The 21407-nt window shown below is 72.7% G+C and carries 18 protein-coding genes; 8 read left to right on the forward strand and 10 right to left on the reverse strand.

What is annotated here, in order from left to right; genetic code table 11:
* Nucleotides 1-12 precede the first annotated feature (12 nt).
* Nucleotides 13-1656, reverse strand: coding sequence for a DNA repair helicase XPB (locus M8H82_RS08655; RefSeq protein WP_250071904.1), 1644 nt, complete (start codon nucleotides 1654-1656; stop codon nucleotides 13-15).
* 60 nt (nucleotides 1657-1716) lie between these two features.
* On the reverse strand, nucleotides 1717-4236 hold the full coding sequence (locus M8H82_RS08660; RefSeq protein WP_250071905.1) for a helicase-associated domain-containing protein: 2520 nt from the start codon (nucleotides 4234-4236) through the stop codon (nucleotides 1717-1719).
* A 154-nt stretch (nucleotides 4237-4390) separates the two neighbouring features.
* On the opposite strand from M8H82_RS08660, the gene M8H82_RS08665 reads away from it, so the two are divergent.
* Together M8H82_RS08665 and M8H82_RS08670 are read left to right on the forward strand one after the other, a co-directional pair.
* The gene (locus M8H82_RS08665) at nucleotides 4391-5350 is read left to right on the forward strand and encodes a hypothetical protein (protein ID WP_250071906.1); all 960 of its coding nucleotides are present in this window, start codon (nucleotides 4391-4393) and stop codon (nucleotides 5348-5350) included.
* 32 nt (nucleotides 5351-5382) lie between these two features.
* A complete protein-coding gene (locus M8H82_RS08670; protein ID WP_250071907.1) occupies nucleotides 5383-6033 on the forward strand; it encodes an HAD family hydrolase in 651 nt (216 codons plus the stop codon).
* Here the strand turns inward: M8H82_RS08670 and M8H82_RS08675 are convergent.
* Nucleotides 6015-6260, reverse strand: coding sequence for a hypothetical protein (locus M8H82_RS08675; RefSeq protein WP_250071908.1), 246 nt, complete (start codon nucleotides 6258-6260; stop codon nucleotides 6015-6017). The genes M8H82_RS08670 and M8H82_RS08675 overlap by 19 nt on opposite strands.
* A gap of 165 nt (nucleotides 6261-6425) precedes the next feature.
* On the opposite strand from M8H82_RS08675, the gene M8H82_RS36420 reads away from it, so the two are divergent.
* Nucleotides 6426-6809: a cold-shock protein gene (locus M8H82_RS36420; RefSeq protein ID WP_308293238.1), complete on the forward strand. Its 384-nt coding sequence runs from the start codon at nucleotides 6426-6428 to the stop codon at nucleotides 6807-6809.
* Between the two features lie 9 nt (nucleotides 6810-6818).
* Here the strand turns inward: M8H82_RS36420 and M8H82_RS08685 are convergent, their stop codons facing one another.
* The 4 genes from M8H82_RS08685 to M8H82_RS08700 all read right to left on the reverse strand — a co-directional run bounded on the left by M8H82_RS08685 (nucleotide 6819) and on the right by M8H82_RS08700 (nucleotide 10256).
* Nucleotides 6819-7658 carry a 1,4-dihydroxy-6-naphthoate synthase gene (locus M8H82_RS08685; protein ID WP_250071909.1) on the reverse strand — a complete coding sequence of 280 codons (840 nt, stop codon included), beginning with the start codon at nucleotides 7656-7658 and terminating at the stop codon, nucleotides 6819-6821.
* On the reverse strand, nucleotides 7655-8326 hold the full coding sequence (locus M8H82_RS08690; protein ID WP_250071910.1) for a futalosine hydrolase: 672 nt from the start codon (nucleotides 8324-8326) through the stop codon (nucleotides 7655-7657). Before M8H82_RS08690 ends, M8H82_RS08685 begins: the two co-directional genes overlap by 4 nt.
* Nucleotides 8296-8769 (reverse strand): DUF2771 domain-containing protein, encoded by a 474-nt coding sequence (locus M8H82_RS08695; RefSeq protein ID WP_374211633.1) that lies wholly within the window; start codon nucleotides 8767-8769, stop codon nucleotides 8296-8298. Before M8H82_RS08695 ends, M8H82_RS08690 begins: the two co-directional genes overlap by 31 nt.
* Nucleotides 8770-8831: 62 nt before the next feature.
* Complete coding sequence (locus M8H82_RS08700; protein ID WP_250071911.1) at nucleotides 8832-10256, reverse strand: MFS transporter; 1425 nt, start codon at nucleotides 10254-10256, stop codon at nucleotides 8832-8834.
* Between the two features lie 273 nt (nucleotides 10257-10529).
* Here M8H82_RS08700 and M8H82_RS08705 point away from each other — a divergent pair, with 273 nt between their 5' ends.
* The 4 genes from M8H82_RS08705 to M8H82_RS08720 all read left to right on the forward strand — a co-directional run bounded on the left by M8H82_RS08705 (nucleotide 10530) and on the right by M8H82_RS08720 (nucleotide 16767).
* Entirely contained in the window at nucleotides 10530-11456 is a 927-nt protein-coding gene (locus M8H82_RS08705; RefSeq protein WP_250071912.1) for a DUF3027 domain-containing protein, read from the forward strand.
* Nucleotides 11457-11546: 90 nt separating this feature from the next.
* Nucleotides 11547-14678 (forward strand): sacsin N-terminal ATP-binding-like domain-containing protein, encoded by a 3132-nt coding sequence (locus tag M8H82_RS08710; protein WP_250071913.1) that lies wholly within the window; start codon nucleotides 11547-11549, stop codon nucleotides 14676-14678.
* A gap of 179 nt (nucleotides 14679-14857) precedes the next feature.
* A complete protein-coding gene (locus M8H82_RS08715; RefSeq protein WP_250071914.1) occupies nucleotides 14858-15718 on the forward strand; it encodes a calcium-binding protein in 861 nt (286 codons plus the stop codon).
* 149 nt (nucleotides 15719-15867) lie between these two features.
* Nucleotides 15868-16767 (forward strand): hypothetical protein, encoded by a 900-nt coding sequence (locus M8H82_RS08720; RefSeq protein ID WP_250071915.1) that lies wholly within the window; start codon nucleotides 15868-15870, stop codon nucleotides 16765-16767.
* Here the strand turns inward: M8H82_RS08720 and M8H82_RS08725 are convergent, their stop codons facing one another.
* Together M8H82_RS08725 and M8H82_RS08730 are read right to left on the reverse strand one after the other, a co-directional pair.
* Entirely contained in the window at nucleotides 16768-19164 is a 2397-nt protein-coding gene (locus tag M8H82_RS08725) for a cation-translocating P-type ATPase (protein ID WP_250071916.1), read from the reverse strand.
* A 112-nt stretch (nucleotides 19165-19276) separates the two neighbouring features.
* Nucleotides 19277-19528: a DUF2530 domain-containing protein gene (locus M8H82_RS08730; protein ID WP_250071917.1), complete on the reverse strand. Its 252-nt coding sequence runs from the start codon at nucleotides 19526-19528 to the stop codon at nucleotides 19277-19279.
* Nucleotides 19529-19640: 112 nt separating this feature from the next.
* On the opposite strand from M8H82_RS08730, the gene M8H82_RS08735 reads away from it, so the two are divergent.
* On the forward strand, nucleotides 19641-21092 hold the full coding sequence (locus M8H82_RS08735) for an NCS2 family permease (RefSeq protein WP_250071918.1): 1452 nt from the start codon (nucleotides 19641-19643) through the stop codon (nucleotides 21090-21092).
* Here the strand turns inward: M8H82_RS08735 and M8H82_RS08740 are convergent.
* Nucleotides 21085-21267, reverse strand: coding sequence for a BrnA antitoxin family protein (locus tag M8H82_RS08740; protein ID WP_250071919.1), 183 nt, complete (start codon nucleotides 21265-21267; stop codon nucleotides 21085-21087). The two genes, M8H82_RS08735 and M8H82_RS08740, sit on opposite strands and share 8 nt — an antisense overlap.
* Between the last annotated feature and the right edge of the window lie 140 nt (nucleotides 21268-21407).

Below are 21407 nucleotides of genomic sequence, written 5' to 3' on the forward strand. Positions count from 1 at the left end.
GTCACCGGCGGCTCAGCCGTCCGCGAGGAGTTCGTCCGCGTCCACGATCCGGTAGGCGTACCCCTGCTCCGCCAGGAACCGCTGGCGGTGGGCGGCGAAGTCCTGGTCGAGGGTGTCGCGGGCGACCACGGAGTAGAAGTGCGCCTGGTGGCCGTCGGCCTTCGGACGCAGCACCCGGCCGAGGCGCTGGGCCTCCTCCTGGCGGGAGCCGAAGGTGCCCGAGACCTGGATGGCGACCGTGGCCTCCGGCAGGTCGATGGAGAAGTTGGCGACCTTCGAGACGACCAGCACGCTGATCTCGCCCTGCCGGAAGGCGTCGAAGAGCTTCTCGCGCTGGGCGTTGGAGGTCTCGCCCTTGATGACCGGGGCGTTCAGGTGCTCGCCCAGTTCGTCGAGCTGGTCGATGTACTGGCCGATCACCAGGATCTGCTGCCCCGCGAACCGCCGCACCAGCGCCTCCGTGACCTTGCGCTTGGTCGCGGTCGTGGCGCAGAAGCGGTACTTCTCCTCCTGCTCGGCGGTGGCGTAGGCGAGCCGCTCGGAATCGGTGAGGTTCACCCGGACCTCGACGCAGTCGGCGGGCGCGATGTAGCCCTGCGCCTCGATCTCCTTCCAGGGAGCGTCGAACCGCTTGGGGCCGATGAGCGAGAAGACGTCCGACTCGCGCCCGTCCTCGCGGACGAGGGTCGCGGTCAGCCCGAGCCGCCGCCGCGCCTGGAGGTCGGCGGTGAACTTGAAGACCGGCGCGGGCAGCAGGTGCACCTCGTCGTAGACGATCAGCCCCCAGTCCCGGGAGTCGAACAGCTCCAGGTGCGGGTAGACACCCTTCCGCTTCGTCGTCAGCACCTGGTAGGTGGCGATGGTGACGGGCCGGATCTCCTTGCGCGTCCCGCTGTACTCGCCGATCTCGTCCTCGGTCAGCGAGGTCCGCTTCACCAGCTCGTGCTTCCACTGCCGGGCGGAGACGGTGTTGGTGACGAGGATGAGGGTGGTCGCCTTGGCCTGCGCCATCGACCCGGCGCCGACGAGCGTCTTGCCGGCACCGCAGGGCAGCACGACCACTCCGCTCCCGCCGTGCCAGAAGTTCTCCACGGCCTGCTTCTGGTACGGCCGCAGCGCCCAGCCGTCCTCGGCCAGCTCGATCGGATGCGCCTCGCCGTCGACGTACCCGGCGAGGTCCTCGGCCGGCCAGCCCAGCTTCAGCAGCGTCTGCTTGATCTGGCCGCGCTCGGAGGGGTGCACGGCCACGGTGTCCGGGTCGATCCGCGCCCCGACCAGCGGGATGATCCGCTTGGAGCGCAGGATCTCCTCCAGCACCGGACGGTCGGTGGTGGTCAGGACGAGACCGTGCGTCGGGTGCTTGCTGAGCGTCAGCCTGCCGTACCGGTCCATCGTCTCGGCGATGTCGACGAGCAGCGCGTGCGGCACCGGATAGCGGCTGTACTGCACGAGCGCGTCCACGACCTGCTCCGCGTCGTGCCCGGCGGCGCGCGCGTTCCACAGCCCGAGCGGGGTCACCCGGTAGGTGTGGATGTGCTCCGGCGCCCGCTCCAGCTCCGCGAACGGCGCGATGGCCCGACGGCACTCACCGGCCTGCTCGTGGTCGACCTCCAGGAGCAGGGTCTTGTCGGACTGGACGATCAGCGGTCCGTTCACGTGCGCATCCCTCCGGACTAATCCAAACCTCCAGTGTGCCGCACCCCCGGACGATCAAGCTCAGTCGTCCGCCAGCTCGGCCACCCCGGTGACCCGGTGCAGCGGATAGGTCCGGACCTCGTCCGCGGTGTGGTCGTACGCCGTGACGAAGCCGCCCTCCACGCGGACGGGGGCGATGACGCGCTGGCTGGCGGCGCCCTCGGCGTTGACGTAGCCGATCCACAGGGCCTCGCCGGTGAGGACGGCCGCCTGCATGGTGGCGAGGGTCTCGGCGGAACTGGTGCGGGGTAGCTCGCCGCCGGCCGGCGGGGACTGCTTGTGGGGGGTCGTGGCGGCCATGTCGCCCGCCCTGATCGCGCGGATCGCCGCCGACAGCAGGGTGGTGTCCGGGACCGGGGGGCCCTCCGGGACCGGTTCCGGGGCGGTGCGCGGCGGGGTGCGGTGGGCGAGGGCGCGGGCGATCAGGACGTCGCCCTCGGCGGACTCGGCGGCCGGGGCGAAGCCCATCGCGCGCAGTCCGTCCAGCAGGGCGGCCGGGTCGGCCTGGGCGGCCAGGACCGTGGGGGCGAGGCGGCGCAGGCGCAGGCCCGCGGCGCGCTTGTCGGCGAGGATCTCGTTGAGCAGGGCGTCGTCGTCGCAGCGGACGTAGGCGGAGGCCGCGCCGACCCGGAGGTGGCCGTGCCTGCGGGCCACGTCGTCGATCAGGTACGTCAGCGGCTGCGGCACCGGAGTGCGGGAGTGGGCGCTGAGGAAGGCGTGCAGGTCGGAGGCGGACCGGCCGGCGTCCAGGGCCCGGCGTACCGAGCCCGGCGTGAACCGGTACACCGTCGCGCCGCCCTTCGACTCCACGTCCGCCAGCACCCCGAGCATGTCCGCCAGCGGGCGCTGCAGCGGGCCGGGCGCCACCGCGGTCAGGTCCGCCTGGAGCAGCACGTGGTCCAGGGGTGCGGGCAGCAGCGGCGCCAGGAGGCGGGCGGCGGTCGCGGCGGCAGCCGCCTGCTCGGGCGGGGAGAGCGGGACGGCCGCGGGGGCCGGGCGGTGGTGGACGGGGAGCTTGTCGCCCGGCCCTTCGGGGTGCTCCTCGTGCCGGTGCGGCCTCGCCTCCGGTGCGCCCAGCAGGGCGCGGCCGTGCGCGGACAGGGCGCCCCGGCCGGTCACGCCCAGCATCTCGGCCTCCGCCAGCGTCCACCGGGCCAGCTGGGAGCGCAGGTCGTCGTCCGTGCGGGGGCCGCGCAGCGGTCGTTCCCACTCCAGCCGGGCCAGCACCGACTCGGCGCTGGGGGCGGCACCCTCCGGGAGGGCGGCGAGCAGGGTGAGGACCCGGTGCCGTACCTCGGGGGCCGCCGAGCGGTCCAGGCCGGGGCCGAGGGCGGAGAGCGTCCGGTCCTTGGCGTCCCGCCCGCCGATCAGCCCCGGCGTCCGGGTCGCCGTCAGCCAGGTCGCCGCGAGCCGGGCCCAGCGCAGGTCCGGGGACTGCTCCAGCCACTCGTCGTAGGCCGGGGTCGCCGCGTACCGCTCGTCGGCCTCGCCGTCGGAGGCGAGCAGGCCCGCCGCGTAGGCCAGCTCGACCCAGAACGCGGCGACCGGCTCGGCGACGTCCAGTGCCACGGCCGTGCGCTTGAGGTCGCGGACGCTGAGGCCGCCGGCCCGCAGCACCGCCGGGCCGCCCTCGTCCCAGTCCTTCAGCAGCTCCTCGACGGTGGCCAGCGCGGTGTAGGCCTGCCCGGCCGCCGTCGCGTCCACCACCTGGGGGCGGTGGGTGGCGGCGGCCTCCACGGCGGGCGGCAGCGGCTCGGTGGCGCGGTGCGCGTGGCCGCCGCGCAGGTGCAGGGCCACTTCGCGGGGCAGGACGACCGTGCCCGGCGCCGTGGGCAGCAGCAGGCCGCGGTCCAGGAGCCAGCGCAGCCGGGGCGCCGGGTCGGCGGTGACCTGGCCGTACGGCGGCCCCCAGATCAGCCGGGTCAGCACCTCCAGGGAGTCGGCGGGGGCCCCGGCGAGCAGGGCGGCCATCCGGCGCCGGTCGGTGAACAGCGAGGTGAGCGAGGTCACGGCGGAGACGGCGTCATGGGTGGACGGCAGCCCGGCGGCGGTGACGATCTCCTGGATACGGCCCGGGGACATGCCCGCGGTGGCCTCCCGCACGGTCGGGCCGAGGCCCGTCGGGGACGGGTGCTGCGGGCTGGGCGTGAGCAGCTCGCGGGCCGTGCGCACGAGACGCAGGCGGTCGTCGTCGCCCCAGACCAGGGCCTGCTCGCGCAGCAGGGCGACGGCACGCGGAAGGGCGCTCGCCACGGCCGGGTCGCCCTCGTCGCCCGCCATCAGGCCGAGGAGTTCGTCGTACGGGGCCGGGTCGGCGGCCACGGCCAGGGCCTCCGCGGTCTGCAGGGCGAAGCGGTCCAGGCGCTCCAGCGCGCGGATCACCGAGGCGCGGGTGCCGGCCCGGGTCGCGAGCTGGGTGAGGTCCGTGGGGACGGGGGTGATGAGGTCGGGGCGGGCGCGCAGGAGTACGGCCAGGGAGGCGTCGTCCCGCGCGCGGAGCGCTTCCGCGAGGGAACGGGGCGAGGATGCCGGGTCGCTCATCCGACCCACGTTAGCGGGTGGGTACGACGAGGGGGCCGGCCCGCGTCGCGCGAGGCCCCCGGCGGCCCGCGGCCGGGCGGGTCCAAGATGTCTGCTTCGGCGCGGTACCGTCGTGCGACGGGGTTTCAACGTGCCGACCCCCGGAGGGACTTCGGTGGGGATTGAGAGCGACCAGGTCGTCTACGAGTATCTGAGCCGCGTCGGGGACGTGGCCCAGCAGCGGCAGTTGCCGTCGGGTGCCCGGATGCGGCTCGTCTCGGAGCTGCGCAACGAGATCGACCGGCGCCGGGCCCGGGTGCCCGTGGACAGTCCCGCCGCCGTCCGCCGGATCATCGCCCGGCTCGGCACCCCCGACGAGGTCGTCACCGCGGCCGGTGGCGCCGGGGCGGCCCCGGCGCCGCCCGCCGCCGTGCCCGTGCAGCCGGACCGTGCGCAGAAGCGGCTTCGGCGGATCGTGCCGCGGCCCCGGCCCGCCGAAGCCGACGACGCCCTCCACGACATCCCCTCCTCGCCCCATCTCGCCAGTACGCACGAGCTCGGGGACAGCGCCGCCCAGCCCGACTGGTGGCGGGTGGACTCCAGCCCGTTCGGGGTCGGCGACGAGGTCCCGGGGTTCGTCGGTGGCGTGGAGATCCCCGAGCTGCTCAGGCCGCCGCCCCCGAAGGAGCAGCTGAGGCCGGCGCAGGCCCCGGCCGTGGCCGCCGAGGACCTCGTCGAGGAGGAGGCCGCCCCGCGCCGCCGGCGGTTCGGCGTCGCCCTGCCCGCCGCCGGCTGGAAGACCTGGCAGAACCCCCTCCTGCTGCTCGCCGCCGCCCTCCTGCTCACCGGCGCCGTCATCGGTAACCTCGTCGTCCTGATCCTCGGCTGGCTCCTCGCCTACGGCTCCCGCCGGCTGACCGACGCCGAGAAGAAGGGCGCCGTCGTCGTGCTCCCCGCCCTCGCGGTCACCGCGGGCCTGGTGTGGCTGTGGGGACGTACCGAGGGCCGCTGGGGCGACCCGATCGCCGAGGGGCACATGAACGACGCCGTCGCCGAGACCTGGCCGTGGGTCGTGCGGGGCGCCGCGGTCGCGTCGGCGCTGTACCTGGTGTGGCGGTCGCAACGGCGGACGTAGGGCCGCCGGAGGCGATGGGCACAATGTCCCTCATGGCCTCCACCGCGCATCCCGCACCCGCCCGCACCGCCTCCGGCGTCACCGTCGGCTTCGACCTCGACATGACCCTCATCGACTCGCGCCCCGGCATCCACGCCTGCTACACCGCGCTCGCCGAGCGCACCGGGACCTTCGTCGACGCCGACCTCGCGGTCACCCGGCTCGGGCCGCCGCTGGAGGAGGAGCTCGCGCACTGGTTCCCGGCGGAGCGGGTCCGGGAGATCGCCGACGTGTACCGGTCGATGTACCCGGAGTACGCCATTACCGCCACCCCCGCACTGGCAGGCGCCGCCGAGGCGATCGCCGCGGTGCGCGCCGCGGGCGGGCGGGCGATCGTCGTCACGGCCAAGTACGAGCCCAACGCCAAGCTCCACCTCGCCCACCTCGGCATCGAGGCGGACGCGGTGATAGGCGACCTGTGGGCCGAGCAGAAGGGGGAGGCGCTGCGCGAGCACGCCGCCGGCGTCTACGTCGGCGACCACCTGGGCGACATCCGCGGCGCCCGGATCGCCGGGGCGCTCTCCGTCGCCGTCGCGACCGGCCCCTACGACGCCGACGCCCTGCGCGCGGCCGGAGCCGACGTCGTCCTCGCCGACCTCACGCACTTCCCGGCATGGCTGGCGGGCTACCGGCCCGCCGCCTGACGGCGCCCCGCGGCGATCGACCGGAACACCCCGGCGCCGGCGATCAGGAAACCGACCCCCATGAGCATGCTCAGTCCGAACATGTACGCCGGGAAAGGCGTCGTGCCGAGCAGCAGCGGGGCCACCGTTACCAGAGTGGCCACGGCGCCGAGGAAGAACACGACCGCTCCGACTCGGATCAGTCGGTCACCGGGCGCGGCGGAATTCGTTTGGGTTTTGTCACGCACCGGACCAGGGTAGTTCCCTGCCCGAAGGAACAACCGGGGGACGTCTTGTCACCCGCCCGAAGACCATTAGCCTTGGTACCGGCGGGTCATGGTCGACCCGCCCGAGTGCTATCAAGAGCCGTTTTCCGATGCAGTTTTCCGACGAGTACGAGGACGAGGACAGACGTGCCTACCGGCAAGGTCAAGTGGTTCAACAGCGAGAAGGGCTTCGGCTTTCTCTCCCGCGACGACGGCGGTGACGTCTTCGTCCATTCCTCGGTCCTCCCCGCCGGAGTCGAGACGCTCAAGCCGGGCCAGCGAGTGGAGTTCGGGGTCGTCGCCGGACAGCGCGGCGACCAGGCCCTGTCCGTCACCGTTCTCGATCCGACCCCTTCGGTCGCCGCGGCCACCCGCAAGAAGCCGGACGAGTTGGCCTCCATCGTCCAGGATTTGACGACCCTGCTCGAGAACATCACGCCGATGCTGGAGCGGGGCCGCTATCCCGACAAGGCCGCCGGCGGGAAGATCGCGGGTCTGCTGCGGGCGGTCGCCGACCAGCTCGACGTATAGCCGTCGCTTTTACGGGAATTCCAGTGCGTCCGGGCCGAGGGGCGGCAACAGCCCCTCGGCCGCCGCGCGTGTCAGCAGGCCGCGCACGGCCGCGTAGCCGTCCTCGCCGAGTCCCGCGGTGAACTCGTTGACGTACAGCCCGATGTGCTGGTCGGCGACGGCCGGGTCCATCTCCTGGGCGTGCTCCATGACATAGGGCCGGGAGACCTCGGGGTCGTCCCAGGCGGCCAGCACCGAGGCGCGGACCGACTCGGCGAGACGGGTCAGCGTCTGCGCGCCCAGCGCCCGCTTGGCGATGATCGCGCCGAGCGGAATGGGCAGACCGGTGGTGCGCTCCCAGTGCTCGCCCATGTCCGCGAGCTTGTGCAGCCCGTAGTTCTGGTACGTGAAGCGCGCCTCGTGGATGACGAGTCCCGCGTCGACCTTCCCGTCCCGCACGGCCGGCATGATCTCGTGGAACGGCATCACCACGACCTCCCCGACCCCTCCCGGCAGGGTGTCCGCCGCCCAGAGCCGGAACAGCAGATACGCCGTCGACCGCTCGCTCGGCACCGCGACCGTACGGCCGGTGAGGTCCGTCCCGGCCTCCCGGGTCAGCACCAGCGGACCGCAGCCCCGGCCCAGCGCGCCCCCGCAGGGCAGCAGCGCGTACTCGTCGAGGACGTACGGCAGCACCGCGTACGACACCTTCAGCACGTCGAACTCACCGCGCTCGGCCATGCCGTTGGTGAGGTCGATGTCCGCGAACGTCACGTCGAGCCCGGGCGCGCCGGGGACCCGGCCGTGCGCGAGGGCGTCGAAGACGAAGGTGTCGTTCGGACAGGGGGAGTACGCGATCCGGAGCCTCATACCGACTTCCAACTCTCCAGGACGGGTGTGAGCTTCCCGAAGCCCTCGGTCAGCGCGGCCAGCGCCGCCCCGATGCGCCAGGCGGCGCGGTCGCGGGGGCCGACGGGGTTGGAGACGGCACGGATCTCCAGCACGGGCACGCCGTGCAGGGCGGCCGCCTCGGCGACGCCGAAGCCCTCCATGGCCTCGGCCAGGGCGGTGGGGTGACGGGCGCGCAGCGCGGCGGCGCGGGCGGCGGTGCCGGTGACCGTGGAGACGGTGAGGACGGCACCGGTCAGGGCGCCGGTGGCGGCCGCGGTCTCCCGTACGAGTGCTTCGGGCGGACGGTGGGTGACGGTGCCGAAGCCGAGCTCGGTGACCGGCAGGAACCCCTCGGGGGTCTCGGCGCCCAGGTCGGCGGCGGTGATCTCGTCGGCGACCACGAGGGAACCGAGGGGGGCGTGGGGCGCGAAGCCGCCGCCGATCCCGGCCGAGACGACCAGGTCGTACGGGGCCCGTGCGAGGGCCGTGGCGGTGCCGGCGGCGGCCCGGGCCGGGCCCACTCCGACGGCGAGGACCTCGCCCGGGAACGCCTGTGCCACCGCGTCCCGTTCGGCGGGGACGGCGGTGGCGACGAGGATGCGCAGGGCGGACGTGGTCAGTCGTCCTTCTTGAGCTTGAAGGACCACAGACCGGTCGTCTCGTTCTTGCCCTCCCGGATGGACACCAGCGTCGAGTTGCCCTGGGCGCCGTACTGGGCGTTGAAGAACACGCTGCCCGGGATCGTGGTGTACGTCTTCTTCAGGGGCTCCTGGAGCAGCGGCTGGCCGTTCATCATGATCGTCCAGCCCTTGTCCGCGATCTCCGGGTCGACACCGAAGCGCACGGTCTCGTCCGGGTCCACGGTGAGCGACTTGATGTCGGTCTCCTTCAGGCACTCCGTCAGGGCCGCGTTCTTCAGGGCCTCGCCCTCGCCACCGCAGGTGGCCTCCTCGCTCACCGACGACGAACCGACGGTGATCGTGGCCATCGGCGTGGGCTTCTCGCAGGCCGACAGGACGAGCAGTCCGGCGGATACGGCGCCGGCGGCGGCGACGGCGCGGCGGCGTCGCACAGCGGATTGCATGGTCATGGGGCGAAGGCTATCGGCAGCGCCCCACCGGTTCCTTACGCGGGGTGCGGCGTGCCGGTGCGTTAGGCCACCCTCGTCCGCGATGGGCCGCTGTGCCGGGCCGAGCGGATCAGGCCGCGGACCGTGGTCAGCCAGCCCGTGGCGACGATCACCGCGCCCACCGTCATGCCCAGGCTGCCGCTCAGCGGCAGCACGATGCCGATCGCGCCGCCCAGCACCCAGGACATCTGCAGCAGCGTCTCGGAGCGGGCGAACGCGGAGGTGCGCACCAGCTCCGGCACGTCCCGCTGGATCAGCGCGTCCAGGGACAGCTTGGCCAGCGCCTGCGAGAACCCGGCGACCGCCGCGAGGCAGGCCACCACGGCGGCGCTGAAGAAGACCGCCGCGATGATCGCCGCGGTCATCACGCAGCCCACCACGGTCACGATGATGTATTCCGGGGCGCGTGATCTCAGCCACGCCCCGACCGCCGTCCCGCAGGCGTTGCCCACCCCGGCCGAGACGGCCACTATGCCCAGCGACACCGCGGCGCTCTGCCCCGCCATCGGATGCTCGCGCAGCAGGAAGGCGAGGTAGAAGATCAGGAAGCCGGACAGGCAGCGCAGGGCGGCGTTGGCGCCCAGGGCATGGGTGACGGCGATGCCGACCGTGCGCAGCCCGGGGCGCTTGACCGGCTTCAGGTGCGGTCCGTGCAGATGCTCCTCGTCCGCCGCCAGCAGCGCGGTGTCCTCGCCCTTGGCCGAGTCGACCTTCGGCGGCAGCGTGAACGACAGGAACGCCCCCACCATGAACAGCACGAAGGCGCCGTACAGCGGCCAGCGCGGGCCGATCGCCTGCAGCCCGGCGCCGACCGGCGCCGCCACCCCGGTGGCCAGCAGCCCGCCGAGCGTGACCCGTGAGTTCGCCTTGACCAGGGAGAAGCCGGGTGGCAGCAGCCGGGGCACGACCGCGCTTCTGACCACGCCGTACGCCTTCGACGACACCAGCACCCCGAGCGCCGCCGGGTACAGCTCGATCCCGCCGGTGATCACCGCGCCGGACAGGATCAGCGCGAGCAGGGCCCGGGCGAGCATGGCGCCGGCCATCGCCGCCCGGCGGCCGTGCGGGACGCGGTCCAGGAGCGGGCCGATCACGGGCGCGAGGAGCGTGAACGGCGCCATGGTGATGCCGAGGTAGAGCGCGACCCGGCCGCGGGCCTCGTCGGTCGGGACGGAGAAGAAGACCGTCGAGGCGAGGGCGACCGTGATCATCATGTCGCCGGCGCCGTTCACCCCGTGCAGTTCGATCAGCTTGCCGAGGCCGGACTCGCCCGCTCCCTGTGCGTGGGTCGCCTTGCGGATGCCGCGGGCGGTGCCGGTGACCGGAAAGTGCAGGGCACGTCCGACGGAGCGGACGGCGCCGCCGAGTCGGCCCGAACCGCCGCTCCGTGTGCGGCCCCGGTCCCCACCGGCTCCGGTGGCTCCCTGAGGCGTCCGCGCGGCTGCCACGACGTCATAGTGCCCCGAGATGGTCGAACGTAGTGCGGTTACCGCGCGTATGGGCGCGGCTTTGTCAGTGGTTTGCGACCGTCGGTGTAGGCCGAGCGCCGGTGAACAGGTAGCGTGCGTATCTCGGCCATCCCGCAGAATGGATGGTGACAGGTGCGCCCGAGTGCGAGGGGGCGCGGACGTCGACGCGGTCCCCCGGTCCGCTCCGTCCGCCCGTCCCGCCGCCTTCAGGCAGCCGCACCCGACAGACGGCGTAGGAGAGAAGCGATACCTGTGAGCGCAGCGACCACGCGAAGCCGCACCCCCGACCGCCTGTGCGCCGAGGCGACCGACCTCGCCCGCACCGCCGCCGAGGAGGCAGCCGCGCCCGGCGTCGTCGGGGAGCACGTGGGTCTGGTCTCCGAGGGCGACCGCGTCGTCACGCACTTCTTCGAGTGCAAGGAGCTCGGCTACCGCGGCTGGCGCTGGGCCGTGACGGTGGCCCGGGCGTCCCGCGCGAAGAACGTCACGCTCGACGAGGTGGTCCTCCTCCCCGGCCCGGACGCGCTCCTCGCCCCCGAGTGGGTGCCGTGGAGCGAGCGGCTGCGCCCCGGCGACATGGGCCCCGGCGATCTGCTCCCCACCGACGCCGAGGACCTGCGCCTGGAGCCCGGCTACACCGGTGAGGACGAGCCGGTGCCCAGCTCCGCCGTCTCGCACGAGATGGCCGAGCTGGTCGAGGCCGAGGACGCCGAGGTCACCGGCGGCACCCCCGCCCACCTGCCGGTCGTCCCGGCCCGCGGCTCGATCGCCGCCGTCGCCGAGGAACTGGGCATGCGCCGGGCCCGGGTCCTGTCGCGCTACGGCCTGCATGTCGCCGCCGACCGGTGGGAGGAGGCGTTCGGCGCCAAGACCCCGATGGCGCAGGCCGCCCCCGCCTCCTGCGTCAGCTGCGGCTTCCTGATGCGGCTCGGCGGCTCCCTGGGCCAGGCCTTCGGCGTGTGCGCCAACGAGTTCTCCCCGGCCGACGGCCGGGTCGTCTCCCTGACCTACGGCTGCGGCGGCCACTCCGAGGCGGCCGTCATGCCCAAGCCCCCGCAGCCGGCCCCGCCGGTGATCGACGAGACGACGGTCGACCCCTTCCCGCTGCGCCCGGCGGCGGACTCGGGATCGGTGCCGGCGGTGTCCGACGAGGACGCGGCCGATCTGGGGCACTCGTAGCGGCTGCGCGGCCCCAGGGCTCCTCGGCCCGGGGTTAGCGGCACCCCACCTCGCGGTACCTTCATCGTCACGCCGATGAGTGGAGTGAACGTGAGCAAGTTCGTGCGGCCGGCCGTCGAGGGAGCGGATCCGTTCGGGACCGCCCGGCTGCGACGCGGGGTACTGGACGCCTGGGCGACCAGCCCGGCCCGGTTCCGGGAGGACGCCAACGCCGAGGAGGACCTCGTCCTCGGCGGATACCGGGACCGCCTCGTCGTCGAGCTCGCTCAGAACGCCGCCGACGCCGCCGCCCGGGCGGGCGTGCCCGGACGGCTCCGGCTCACCCTGCGCGAGGGTGTCCTCGTCGCCGCCAACACCGGCGCGCCGCTGGACGCCGTCGGCGTCGAGTCGCTCGCCACGCTCCGGGCGTCCGCCAAGCGGGACACGCCCTCCATCGGCCGCTTCGGCGTCGGTTTCGCCGCCGTCCTGTCCGTCACCGACGAGCCCGCCGTGGTCGGCCGGCACGGAGGCGTGCGCTGGTCGCTCGCCGAGGCCCGCGAGCTCGCCGCCGACACCGCCCGGCACAGCCCGGGCCTCGGGGACGAGATCCGGCGCCGCGACGGCCACGTGCCCCTCCTGCGGCTCCCCTTCGCCGCCGAGGGCACCGCCCCCGGCCCCTACGACACGGCCGTCATCCTGCCGCTGCGCGACACGGCCGCCGCCGACCTCGCCGAGCGGCTCCTGGACGCCGTCGACGACGCCCTGCTGCTCGCCCTGCCGGGGCTCACCGAGGTCGTCGTCGAGACGGACACCGTGCGCACGATCACCCGCCGCACCGACGGCGCCTTCACCGTCGTGGAGGACTCCCGGGACGGCGCCACCCGCTGGCGGACCGCGACGGCGAACGGGCCCCTCGCGGCCGAGCTGCTGGCCGACCGGCCCGTCGAGGAGCGGCTGCGGCCGCACTGGTCCGTCACCTGGGCCGTGCCCGCCGACGAGGACGGCGCCCCCGTCCGGCCGCGGACCAGCCCCGTCGTGCACGCGCCGACGCCGAGCGACGAGGCCCTCGGGGTGCCCGCGCTGCTCATCGCCTCCTTCCCGCTGGACACCACCCGGCGGCACGCGGCCCCCGGCCCGCTGACCGACTTCCTGGTGCAGCGCGCCGCCGACGCCTACGCCGGGCTGCTCGCCGGCTGGCGGCCGGTGACCGCGGGGATCATCGACCTCGTGCCCGGCCCGCTGGGCAAGGGCGAACTGGACGGCGCGCTGCGCGCGGCGATCCTGGAGCGGCTGCCGCGGACGGAATTCCTCCCGCCCGCCCTCCCGGCCGACCCGGCCGACCCGACCCGCCCGGAAGCCACCGACGATCTCCCCGAGGCCCTGCGGCCCCGGGACGCGGAAGGGGTGGAGGGCGCGGGCGCCGAGACCGTGCGGGTCCTCGCCGAGGTGCTGCCCACGCTGCTGCCCGCCGGGCTCGAACGGCGCGTGGAGCTGCGGACGTTGGGCGTCGCACGGGTGCCGCTGACCGACGCCGTCGACCGGCTGGCCGGCCTGGAGAAGGAACCCGACTGGTGGCGGCGGCTCTACGACAGCCTCGCCGGGGTCGACCCCGACCGGCTCTCCGGGCTGCCGGTGCCGCTCGCCGACGGGCGGACCACCATCGGCCCGCGTCAGGTGCTGCTGCCCACCGCGGACGCCGGGATCGACCCGGAACTGCTCGCCCGGCTCGGGCTGAAGGTCGCCCACCCGGACGCCGCCCACCCGCTGCTGGAGAAGCTCGGCGCGCTGGCCGCCACCCCGCGGGCCGTGCTCACCACCCCGCAGGTGCGGGCAGCCGTGGCCGCCTCCCTGGACGACGACGGCGGTCTCGACTGGGAACGGGACACGCTCGACGCCGAGGAACTGGCCGACACCGTGCTGGCCCTGGTGCGGGACGCCGACCTCGAACCGGGAGACGAACCCTGGCTCGGCGCCCTCGCCCTGCCCGACGAGGAGGGCGAGCCGGCGCCCGCGGGCGAGCTGGTGCTGCCCGGCAGCCCCTTCCACCAGGTCATGCGCGAGGGCGAACTCGCCACCGTGGACGCCGAACTGGCCGAGCGGTGGGGCGAACAGCCGCTCGCGGCCTGCGGAGTGCTCGCGACCTTCGCGCTGGTCCGCGCCACGGACGTGGTGCTCGACCCCGACGAACTGGAGCCCCGCGAGGGCGACTTCGCCCACCCCGACGACGCCGGGCTGCTGGACGCCGTGGACGTGTGGAGCGAGGACATCCTCGACCGCTTCCCCGACACCCCCGTGCCGCCCGTCGCCACGGAACTGGTCGCCGTGCGCGACCTGGACCTCGTCGACGACGACAAGTGGCCGCAGGCGCTGGCCCTGCTCGCCCGGCCGCCGCTCAGGGACGCCCTCACCCAGCAGGTGCGGATCCTGCTGCCCGACGGCACGCATGAGGTCGTACGGCCCTACACCGCCTGGTGGTTGCGCGGGCACCCGGTGCTCGACGGCCGCCGCCCGGCCGGACTGCTCGCCGCCGGCGGCGACCCGCTGCTGCGCGGCCTGTACGACGAGGCCGACGCGACCGGGTTCGACGACGAACAGGTGCTGCGCGCCCTGGGCGTGCGGACCTCCGTGGCCGCGCTGCTCGACGAGCCAGGCGGCGCCGCCGAGCTGCTGGACCGGCTCGCCGATCCCGCGCGGACGGTGACCGGGTCCCAACTGCACGCCCTGTACGGCGCGCTGGCCGACCTCGACCCCGAGCGGGTGACCCTGCCGGACGAGCTGCGCGCCGTCGTCGACGGCCGGGTGGAGGTGGTGGAGGCGGCCGACGCCGTGGTCGTCGACTCCCCCGATCTGCTCCCCTTCACCGCGGGCGTGCCGCTGCTGCCGGTCCGGCCGTCGCGCGCCGCCGAACTGGCCGAGCTGTTCCAGGTGCGGCGGCTGAGCGAGTCCGTCACCGGGTCCGTCGACTCCGAGGGCGCCGAGCACGACGTACCGGAGCCGGTGCGGGTCCTGCTGGGGGCGCGGACGCCGGCCTCCTACGTCGAGCACGACGAACTCGTCGTGGACGGCGTGGAGATCGACTGGCGGCTCACCGACGACGGTGTGCTGCACGCGTCCACCCTGGAGGGCGTCGCCGCGGGGCTGGCCTGGGCGGCCCGGCAGTGGCCGCGGCGGTTCGAGGTGGCGGCGCTGCTGGAGGATCCGTCGCGGACGCAGGAGCTCGCGCGGGACCGCTGGTTCGACTGAGGTCTTCACGCGGTCCCGGAAATTCCCGCACACAATTTTCGTACGACGTACAACCATTCACCTGCCTCATGAATCTGATCATGCGAGCCAACAGGCTCCACGATCACTTTGAGGCCCCGGCCGACGACGAGCCGTAGGGAACGACCACCGTCGGGGCCCCTCTCCAACGTGGGGAACACATGCGCATACGTGCCACCGTGGCCGCCGTCACCGGCGCCCTGGCCCTGTCCGCCCTTGCTGTGCCGTTCGCGCAGGCCGACTCGCGGGATGCCGCGAGCCTGGACCGGCCGAGCGCCGCGGAGCGCTTCGGCGCCTCTTCCGCCAAGTCGGCGTACAACACGGCCGCCGCCGCGCCGACCGTCTCCAACGTGACGGTGAACGCCGGCAAGAACCTCGTCTTCGGCACCACCACCGTCAAGACCTTCGAGGTGTCCCTCACCGCCACCCACGAGAGCGGCATCGCGGACGCCTACATGGACCTGTGGCACGGCACCGACCCGGCGAGCGACATCGACGGTTACCTCCCCCCGAACGAGGAGGCGGCCGACTGCACCCCCCTCAGCGCCACCACGTCGACGTGCAAGCTCACCATCACCGGTGACACCTACGACGACCTGCTGGACAACTCGCTGGCCGGGAACTGGCACGTGACCGCGGCCGCGCTCGCCAATGACGGCAGCGAGTACTGGAACGACTTCTACTCGACTCACAAGGTCCAGCGCACGTCGAAGCTGACGGTCAACGCCTCGCCGGAGCCGGTGAAGAAGGGCAAGACCATCACGGTCAGCGGCAGGCTGACCCGCGCCGACTGGGAGACGCTCGGCTACTCGGGCATGCCCAGCGGACAGAGCGCCGTGCTTCAGTTCCGCAAGAAGGGCTCCACGACGTACTCCAACGTCAAGGGCATCAAGACCACTACGGGTGGTTACCTGAAGACCACGGTGACGGCCTCCACCGATGGTTACTTCCGCTTCACCTACGCGGGCATCACCAGCACCGCCCCGGCCACCGCCACCGGTGACTTCGTCGACGTGCAGTAAGCACCCCTCACCTCCACCGACGCCCGGTCCCGGAAGCCATCCGGGGCCGGGCGTCGGTGTTTTGGGGGCCGTCGGGCAACCGAACGGCCCGTGGACCCCTCTGATCATGCGGAGCATCCAGGCTCCCTTCACGACCACTTGGGGAACGCATGCGCATACGAGCCACCGTCGCCGCCGTCACCGGCGCCCTGGCCCTGTCCGCCTTCGCCGTGCCGGCCGCGCAGGCCGCCGACTCCGGCTCCGCCAACCGCGCCGACATCGCGAAGATCCGCGCCCAGTTCGGCAAGGACGCACGCGCGGACGCCCCGTACGACCTGGACGTCACCTTCTCCGACTTCAAGATCGCCAAGACGCTCAAGGTCGGTACGACCGCCCCCGTCTCGACGACGGTCACCTACACGATGACCCACGCAGCAGACGTCGACATCGAGGCCGAGGACTTCCAGACCGGCCCCTACCTCTACAAGGGCTCCTACACGAGCCCGGACAACATGCTGTTCGGCACCAAGCCGGCCACCTGCGCCGCCACCTCGGCGACCACCGCCGCCTGCACCGGCAAGATCGACGTCCTGCCGGCCGAGGGCGAGCTGGGGAACTCCGACGCCGGCAGCTGGAAGGGCGCGGCCCTCGGGCTCGCCCAGAACGGCCAGGACCCGCTGGCCGAGAACTACGACATCACCAAGGTCGGGTACGCCGACCAGGGCGGCCTCGGCGGCACGACGGTCCAGCGCGCGTCGAAGCTGACGGTCGACGCCTCGCCGGAGCCGGTGCAGAAGGGCAAGACCCTCACGGTCACCGGCAAGCTGACCCGCGCCAACTGGGAGACCGAGAAGTACGTGGGCCTCCCGTCCGGCCAGAAGGTGGTGCTGCAGTTCCGCAAGGCGGGCACCTCGGCGTACACCAACGTCAAGGGCATCCAGACCGCGACGGGCGGCGCCCTGAAGACGACGGTCACGGCGTCCGAGGACGGCTACTACCGCTTCACCTACGCGGGCATCACGAGCACTGCCCCGGTGAGCGCCGCGGGCGACTTCGTCGACGTGCAGTAACTACCCGGCCGGGAACCGGCGGTCGATCCACTTCCAGATCACTTCGAGGGCGGCCGCCGCTCCCACCGAGATGCCCACCGCGATCCACGGCATCGTCTGCCCGACCAGCTTCAGCGCGAAGAACTCCTGCAGCCAGGGCACGGCCAGGACCAGGACGAAGCCGAGACCCATGGACGCGACCAGGACGATCCGCCACCAGGTGTACGGCCGGGCGATGATCGCCAGCACCCACATCGAGATCAGGAACAGCGTGAGCGTCGCCGCACTGGTCTCGGCGTCCAGGGCGCCCTCGCCCGCGTAGTGGTGCCGGGCGATCAGGTACGTCAGGAAGGTCGCGACCGCGGCCACCACCCCGCCCGGGATCGAGTACCGCATCACCCGCCGCACGAAGTGGGGCTTGGCCCGTTCCTTGTTGGGCGCGAGGGCGAGGAAGAAGGCGGGGACGCCGATGGTGAGGGTGGACAGCAGCGTCAGGTGCCGCGGCAGGAACGGGTACTCCACCTGCCAGCACACCACCAGGACCGCCAGCAGCACCGAGTACACGGTCTTCACCAGGAACAGCGTGGCGACCCGGGTGATGTTCCCGATGACCCGCCGCCCCTCGGCGACCACCGAGGGAAGCGTCGCGAAGCTGTTGTTCAGCAGCACGATCTGCGCGACCGCCCGGGTCGCCTCGGACCCGGAGCCCATGGAGACGCCGATGTCGGCGTCCTTCAGCGCGAGGACGTCGTTCACGCCGTCCCCGGTCATCGCGACGGTGTGCCCGTGCGACTGGAGCGCGCCGACCATGTCCCGCTTCTGCTGCGGGGTGACCCGCCCGAACACCGTGCCCGCGTCGAGCGCCTCCGCCATGCCGTCCCGCTCCTGCGGCAGCAGCCGGGCGTCGACGGTGCTGCCCTCCAGGCCGAGCTTGGCCGCGACCGCGCCCACGGAGACCGCGTTGTCGCCGGAGATGACCTTGGCGCTGACGTTCTGCTCGGCGAAGTAGCGCAGGGTGTCGGCGGCGTCGGGCCGCAGCCGCTGCTCCAGCACCACCAGGGCGGTCGGCCGGGCGCCCGCGGCCACGTCGGGGGCGTCCAGCTCGTGCGCGGCGCGGGCCAGGAGGAGGACGCGCAGGCCCTGTTCGTTGAGCCGCTCGGTCTCGGCGAGGGCGGGGTCGTCCGGGGCGAGCAGGACGTCGGGCGCCCCCAGCAGCCACGTATGGGAGTCGCCGTCGCTCTCGCTGAGGGTGGCGCCGCTGTACTTGCGGGCCGAGGAGAAGGGGAGGGACTCGGTGCAGCGCCAGCCCTCGGCGACGGGACAGGCGTCGATGATGGCCTGGAGGGAGGCGTTGGGGCGGGGGTCGGACTCGCCGAGGGCGCCGAGGACCGTGCGGACGTAGGACGCGTCGCTGCCGTCGAGGGGGCGCAGCTCGGTGACGTCCATCCCGCCCTCGGTGAGGGTGCCGGTCTTGTCGAGGCAGACGGTATCGACGCGGGCGAGGCCCTCGATGGCCGGGAGTTCCTGCACGAGGCACTGTTTTCGGCCAAGCCGGATGACGCCGATCGCGAAGGCGACGGAGGTGAGCAGGACCAGGCCCTCGGGGACCATGGGGACGATGCCGCCGACGGTCCGGGCGATCGAGTCGTCGAGGTCCTTGTTCTTCACGAAGAGCTGGGTGGCGACCAGGCCGAGCGCGGCCGGGATCATCATCCAGGTCACGTACTTGAGGATCGTGGAGATGCCGGAGCGCAGCTCGGAGTGGACCAGGGTGAAGCGGGAGGCCTCCTCGGCGAGCTGGGCGGCGTAGGCCTCGCGGCCGACCTTGGTGGCCTGGAAGGCGCCGCCGCCCGCGACCACGAAGCTGCCGGAGAGGATCTGGTCCCCGGGCCGCTTGACGACCGGGTCGGCCTCGCCGGTGAGCAGGGACTCGTCGATCTCCAGGCCGTCGGCCTCGACGCAGACGCCGTCGACGACGGCCTTGTCGCCGGGGCCGATCTCGATCAGGTCGTCGAGGACGATCTCCGAGGTGGAGACCTCGGCCGGGGCGCCGTCGCGCCGGACGGTGGGCCGGGCCTCCCCGATGACGGCGAGCGAGTCCAGGGTCTTCTTCGCCCGCCACTCCTGGACGATGCCGATGCCGGTGTTGGCGAGGATGACGAAGCCGAACAGGCTGTCCTGGATCGGCGCGACGACCAGCATGATCAGCCAGAGCACGCCGATGATCGCGTTGAACCGGGTGAAGACGTTGGCGCGGACGATCTCGACGGTGGACCGGCTGCTGCGCACCGGGATGTCGTTGACCTGCCCCCGCGCGACCCGCTCGGCGACCTCGGCGGCGGTCAGCCCGCCCGTACCCACCGGGGCGGGCAGCGGATGGCCGGGATCGACTTCGGTGCCCGCGTCGATGTGCGTCATGCCTTCGACGGTACGTGCGGATCTACGGCTTCACCCGCCGAGTGCGCGGAAGATCCGACCTGGGGAGGACGGACAACGGGGCGAAGTGGTGCCGTGGTTGTACGCGGGCCGGCTACTCGGCGGCGGCCTCGCGCTTGATCGCCGCGTCCCGCCTGCGGACGTACCAGACGCCGATCAGGCCGAGTCCGCCGCCGGCCAGGCAGGTCCACAGCCACCACAGGTGACCGTGGTCGTCGAACCAGCCGTAGAAGGGGAGCTGGACCAGGAAGAGGACGAACCAGAGGATCGTGCCGCCCGTGATGGTGGCGACGACGGGGCCCTCCAGGGGCTCCGGCGCCTCGTGCTTGGGTGTCCACTTCGCCATGGGCAACAGCTTACGGGCCACGCCCGTCTACGCGCGGAGATAGCGCTCTTTCCCTTATATGTTCATACTGAAACCGTTTGTCTTTGACCACTTCTGTTCGTAGGAAACGCCAATGACCACCTCGGCCTCCGCCAGGGTCCCCGCCCCCGAGCAGCCGGGCGGCGCGCCCGCCCACGGTGCGCTCGACCGCTACTTCAAGATCTCGGAGCGGGGCAGCACGCTCGCGCGTGAGGTCCGCGGTGGCTTCGCCACCTTCTTCGCGATGGCCTACATCATCGTGCTGAACCCGATCATCCTGGGCAGCGCGAAGGACATGTACGGCAACCAGCTCGACAACGGTCAGCTGGTCACCGCCACCGCCCTGACCGCCGCCTTCACCACCCTCCTCATGGGCGTCATCGGCAATGTGCCGATCGCGCTGGCCGCGGGGCTCGGGGTGAACTCGGTCGTCGCGCTCCAGCTCGCCCCCCGGATGTCCTGGCCGGACGCCATGGGCATGGTCGTCCTCGCCGGTTTCGTGGTGATGCTGCTGGTCGCCACCGGTCTGCGCGAGCGCGTGATGAACGCCGTGCCGTTCGGTCTGCGCAAGGCGATCTCGATCGGTATCGGCCTGTTCATCATGCTGATCGGGCTCGTCGACTCCGGGTTCGTCTCCCGCATCCCGGACGCCGCCCAGACCACCGTCCCGCTCCAGCTCGGCGGCGACGGTCATCTCAACGGCTGGCCGGTGCTCGTCTTCGTCCTGGGCGCGCTGCTGACGCTCGCCCTGATCGTGCGCAAGGTCTCCGGCGCCATCCTGATCTCGATCGTCGCGATGACGGTCCTCGCGGTGATCATCGACGCGGTCGCGGACATCCCGTCCTGGGGCCTGACCACCCCGAAGTGGCCCGGCAACCCGGTCGCCTCCCCGGACCTCGGCCTGATCGGCGAGTTCAGCCTGTTCGGCGGGTTCGAGAAGGTCGGTGTGCTGACCGGTGTGCTGTTCGTCTTCACGGTCCTGCTGTCGTGCTTCTTCGACGCGATGGGCACGATCATGGGCGTCTCCGACGAGGCCAAGCTGACCGACGCCCAGGGCCAGATGCCCGGCATCAACAAGGTCCTGTTCGTGGACGGTGTCGCGGTCGCCGCGGGCGGTGCCAGCTCCTCCTCGGCCACCACGGCCTTCGTGGAGTCCACGGCCGGCGTCGGTGAGGGCGCCCGCACCGGCTTCGCGAACGTCATCACCGGCGGCCTGTTCACCGTCGCGCTCTTCCTGACGCCCATCGCCACCATGGTCCCCTCCCAGGCGGCCACCCCGGCGCTGCTCGCGGTCGGCTTCCTGATCCTCGCGAACTCCGTCAAGGAGATCGACTGGGCCGACTACACGATCGCGATCCCGGCGTTCGTGACGATGCTGATGATGCCGTTCACCTACTCCATCACCAACGGCATCGGCATGGGCTTCATCACCTTCGTGGTGCTGCGGCTCGCGGCCGGGCGGGGCAAGGAGGTCCCCGCGGCGATGTACGTCGTGGCGGCGGTGTTCGGCTTCTACTACCTGATGCCGGCGCTGGGCCTCACGTAAGGCCGTAGAACTTCTCTGTCTCTTCCACGGCGGTCTGGAACCGCTCGTCGAAGTCGTCGCGAATGAGCGTCCGGACCACATAGTCCTGGACGCTCATTCCTCTTTTCGCCGCATGGTGCCGGAGCCGTTCGAGCAGCTCCCCGTCCATCCGCAGGCTGAGCACGCTGGTCCCCATGGCTACGAGGGTCACCTCACGCGGCCGGACCGCGGGTCGCTTTCCGGATTCGGCTCACTCATATGGGTGACGGCGCGGTTCAGTGGCCAGGCTCACGGGGACGTGTGCGCGTGAGGCTGGTCTTTAGTCAGGGTAATGAG

Source organism: Streptomyces sp. YS415 (genome assembly GCF_023544665.1).
Lineage (GTDB): Bacteria > Actinomycetota > Actinomycetes > Streptomycetales > Streptomycetaceae > Streptomyces.

Excerpts from the sequence above, each read along its gene's own strand:
- M8H82_RS08725 (WP_250071916.1), bottom strand. The coding sequence starts at position 19,164 with ATGACGCACATCGACGCGGGCACCGAAGTCGATCCCGGCCATCCGCTG.
- M8H82_RS08670 (WP_250071907.1), top strand. The coding sequence starts at position 5,383 with ATGGCCTCCACCGCGCATCCCGCACCCGCCCGCACCGCCTCCGGCGTC.
- M8H82_RS08730 (WP_250071917.1), bottom strand. The coding sequence starts at position 19,528 with ATGGCGAAGTGGACACCCAAGCACGAGGCGCCGGAGCCCCTGGAGGGC.
- M8H82_RS08740 (WP_250071919.1), bottom strand. The coding sequence starts at position 21,267 with ATGGGGACCAGCGTGCTCAGCCTGCGGATGGACGGGGAGCTGCTCGAA.
- M8H82_RS08735 (WP_250071918.1), top strand. The coding sequence starts at position 19,641 with ATGACCACCTCGGCCTCCGCCAGGGTCCCCGCCCCCGAGCAGCCGGGC.
- M8H82_RS08715 (WP_250071914.1), top strand. The coding sequence starts at position 14,858 with ATGCGCATACGTGCCACCGTGGCCGCCGTCACCGGCGCCCTGGCCCTG.
- M8H82_RS08720 (WP_250071915.1), top strand. The coding sequence starts at position 15,868 with ATGCGCATACGAGCCACCGTCGCCGCCGTCACCGGCGCCCTGGCCCTG.
- M8H82_RS08660 (WP_250071905.1), bottom strand. The coding sequence starts at position 4,236 with ATGAGCGACCCGGCATCCTCGCCCCGTTCCCTCGCGGAAGCGCTCCGC.
- M8H82_RS08685 (WP_250071909.1), bottom strand. The coding sequence starts at position 7,658 with ATGAGGCTCCGGATCGCGTACTCCCCCTGTCCGAACGACACCTTCGTC.
- M8H82_RS08695 (WP_374211633.1), bottom strand. The coding sequence starts at position 8,769 with ATGACCATGCAATCCGCTGTGCGACGCCGCCGCGCCGTCGCCGCCGCC.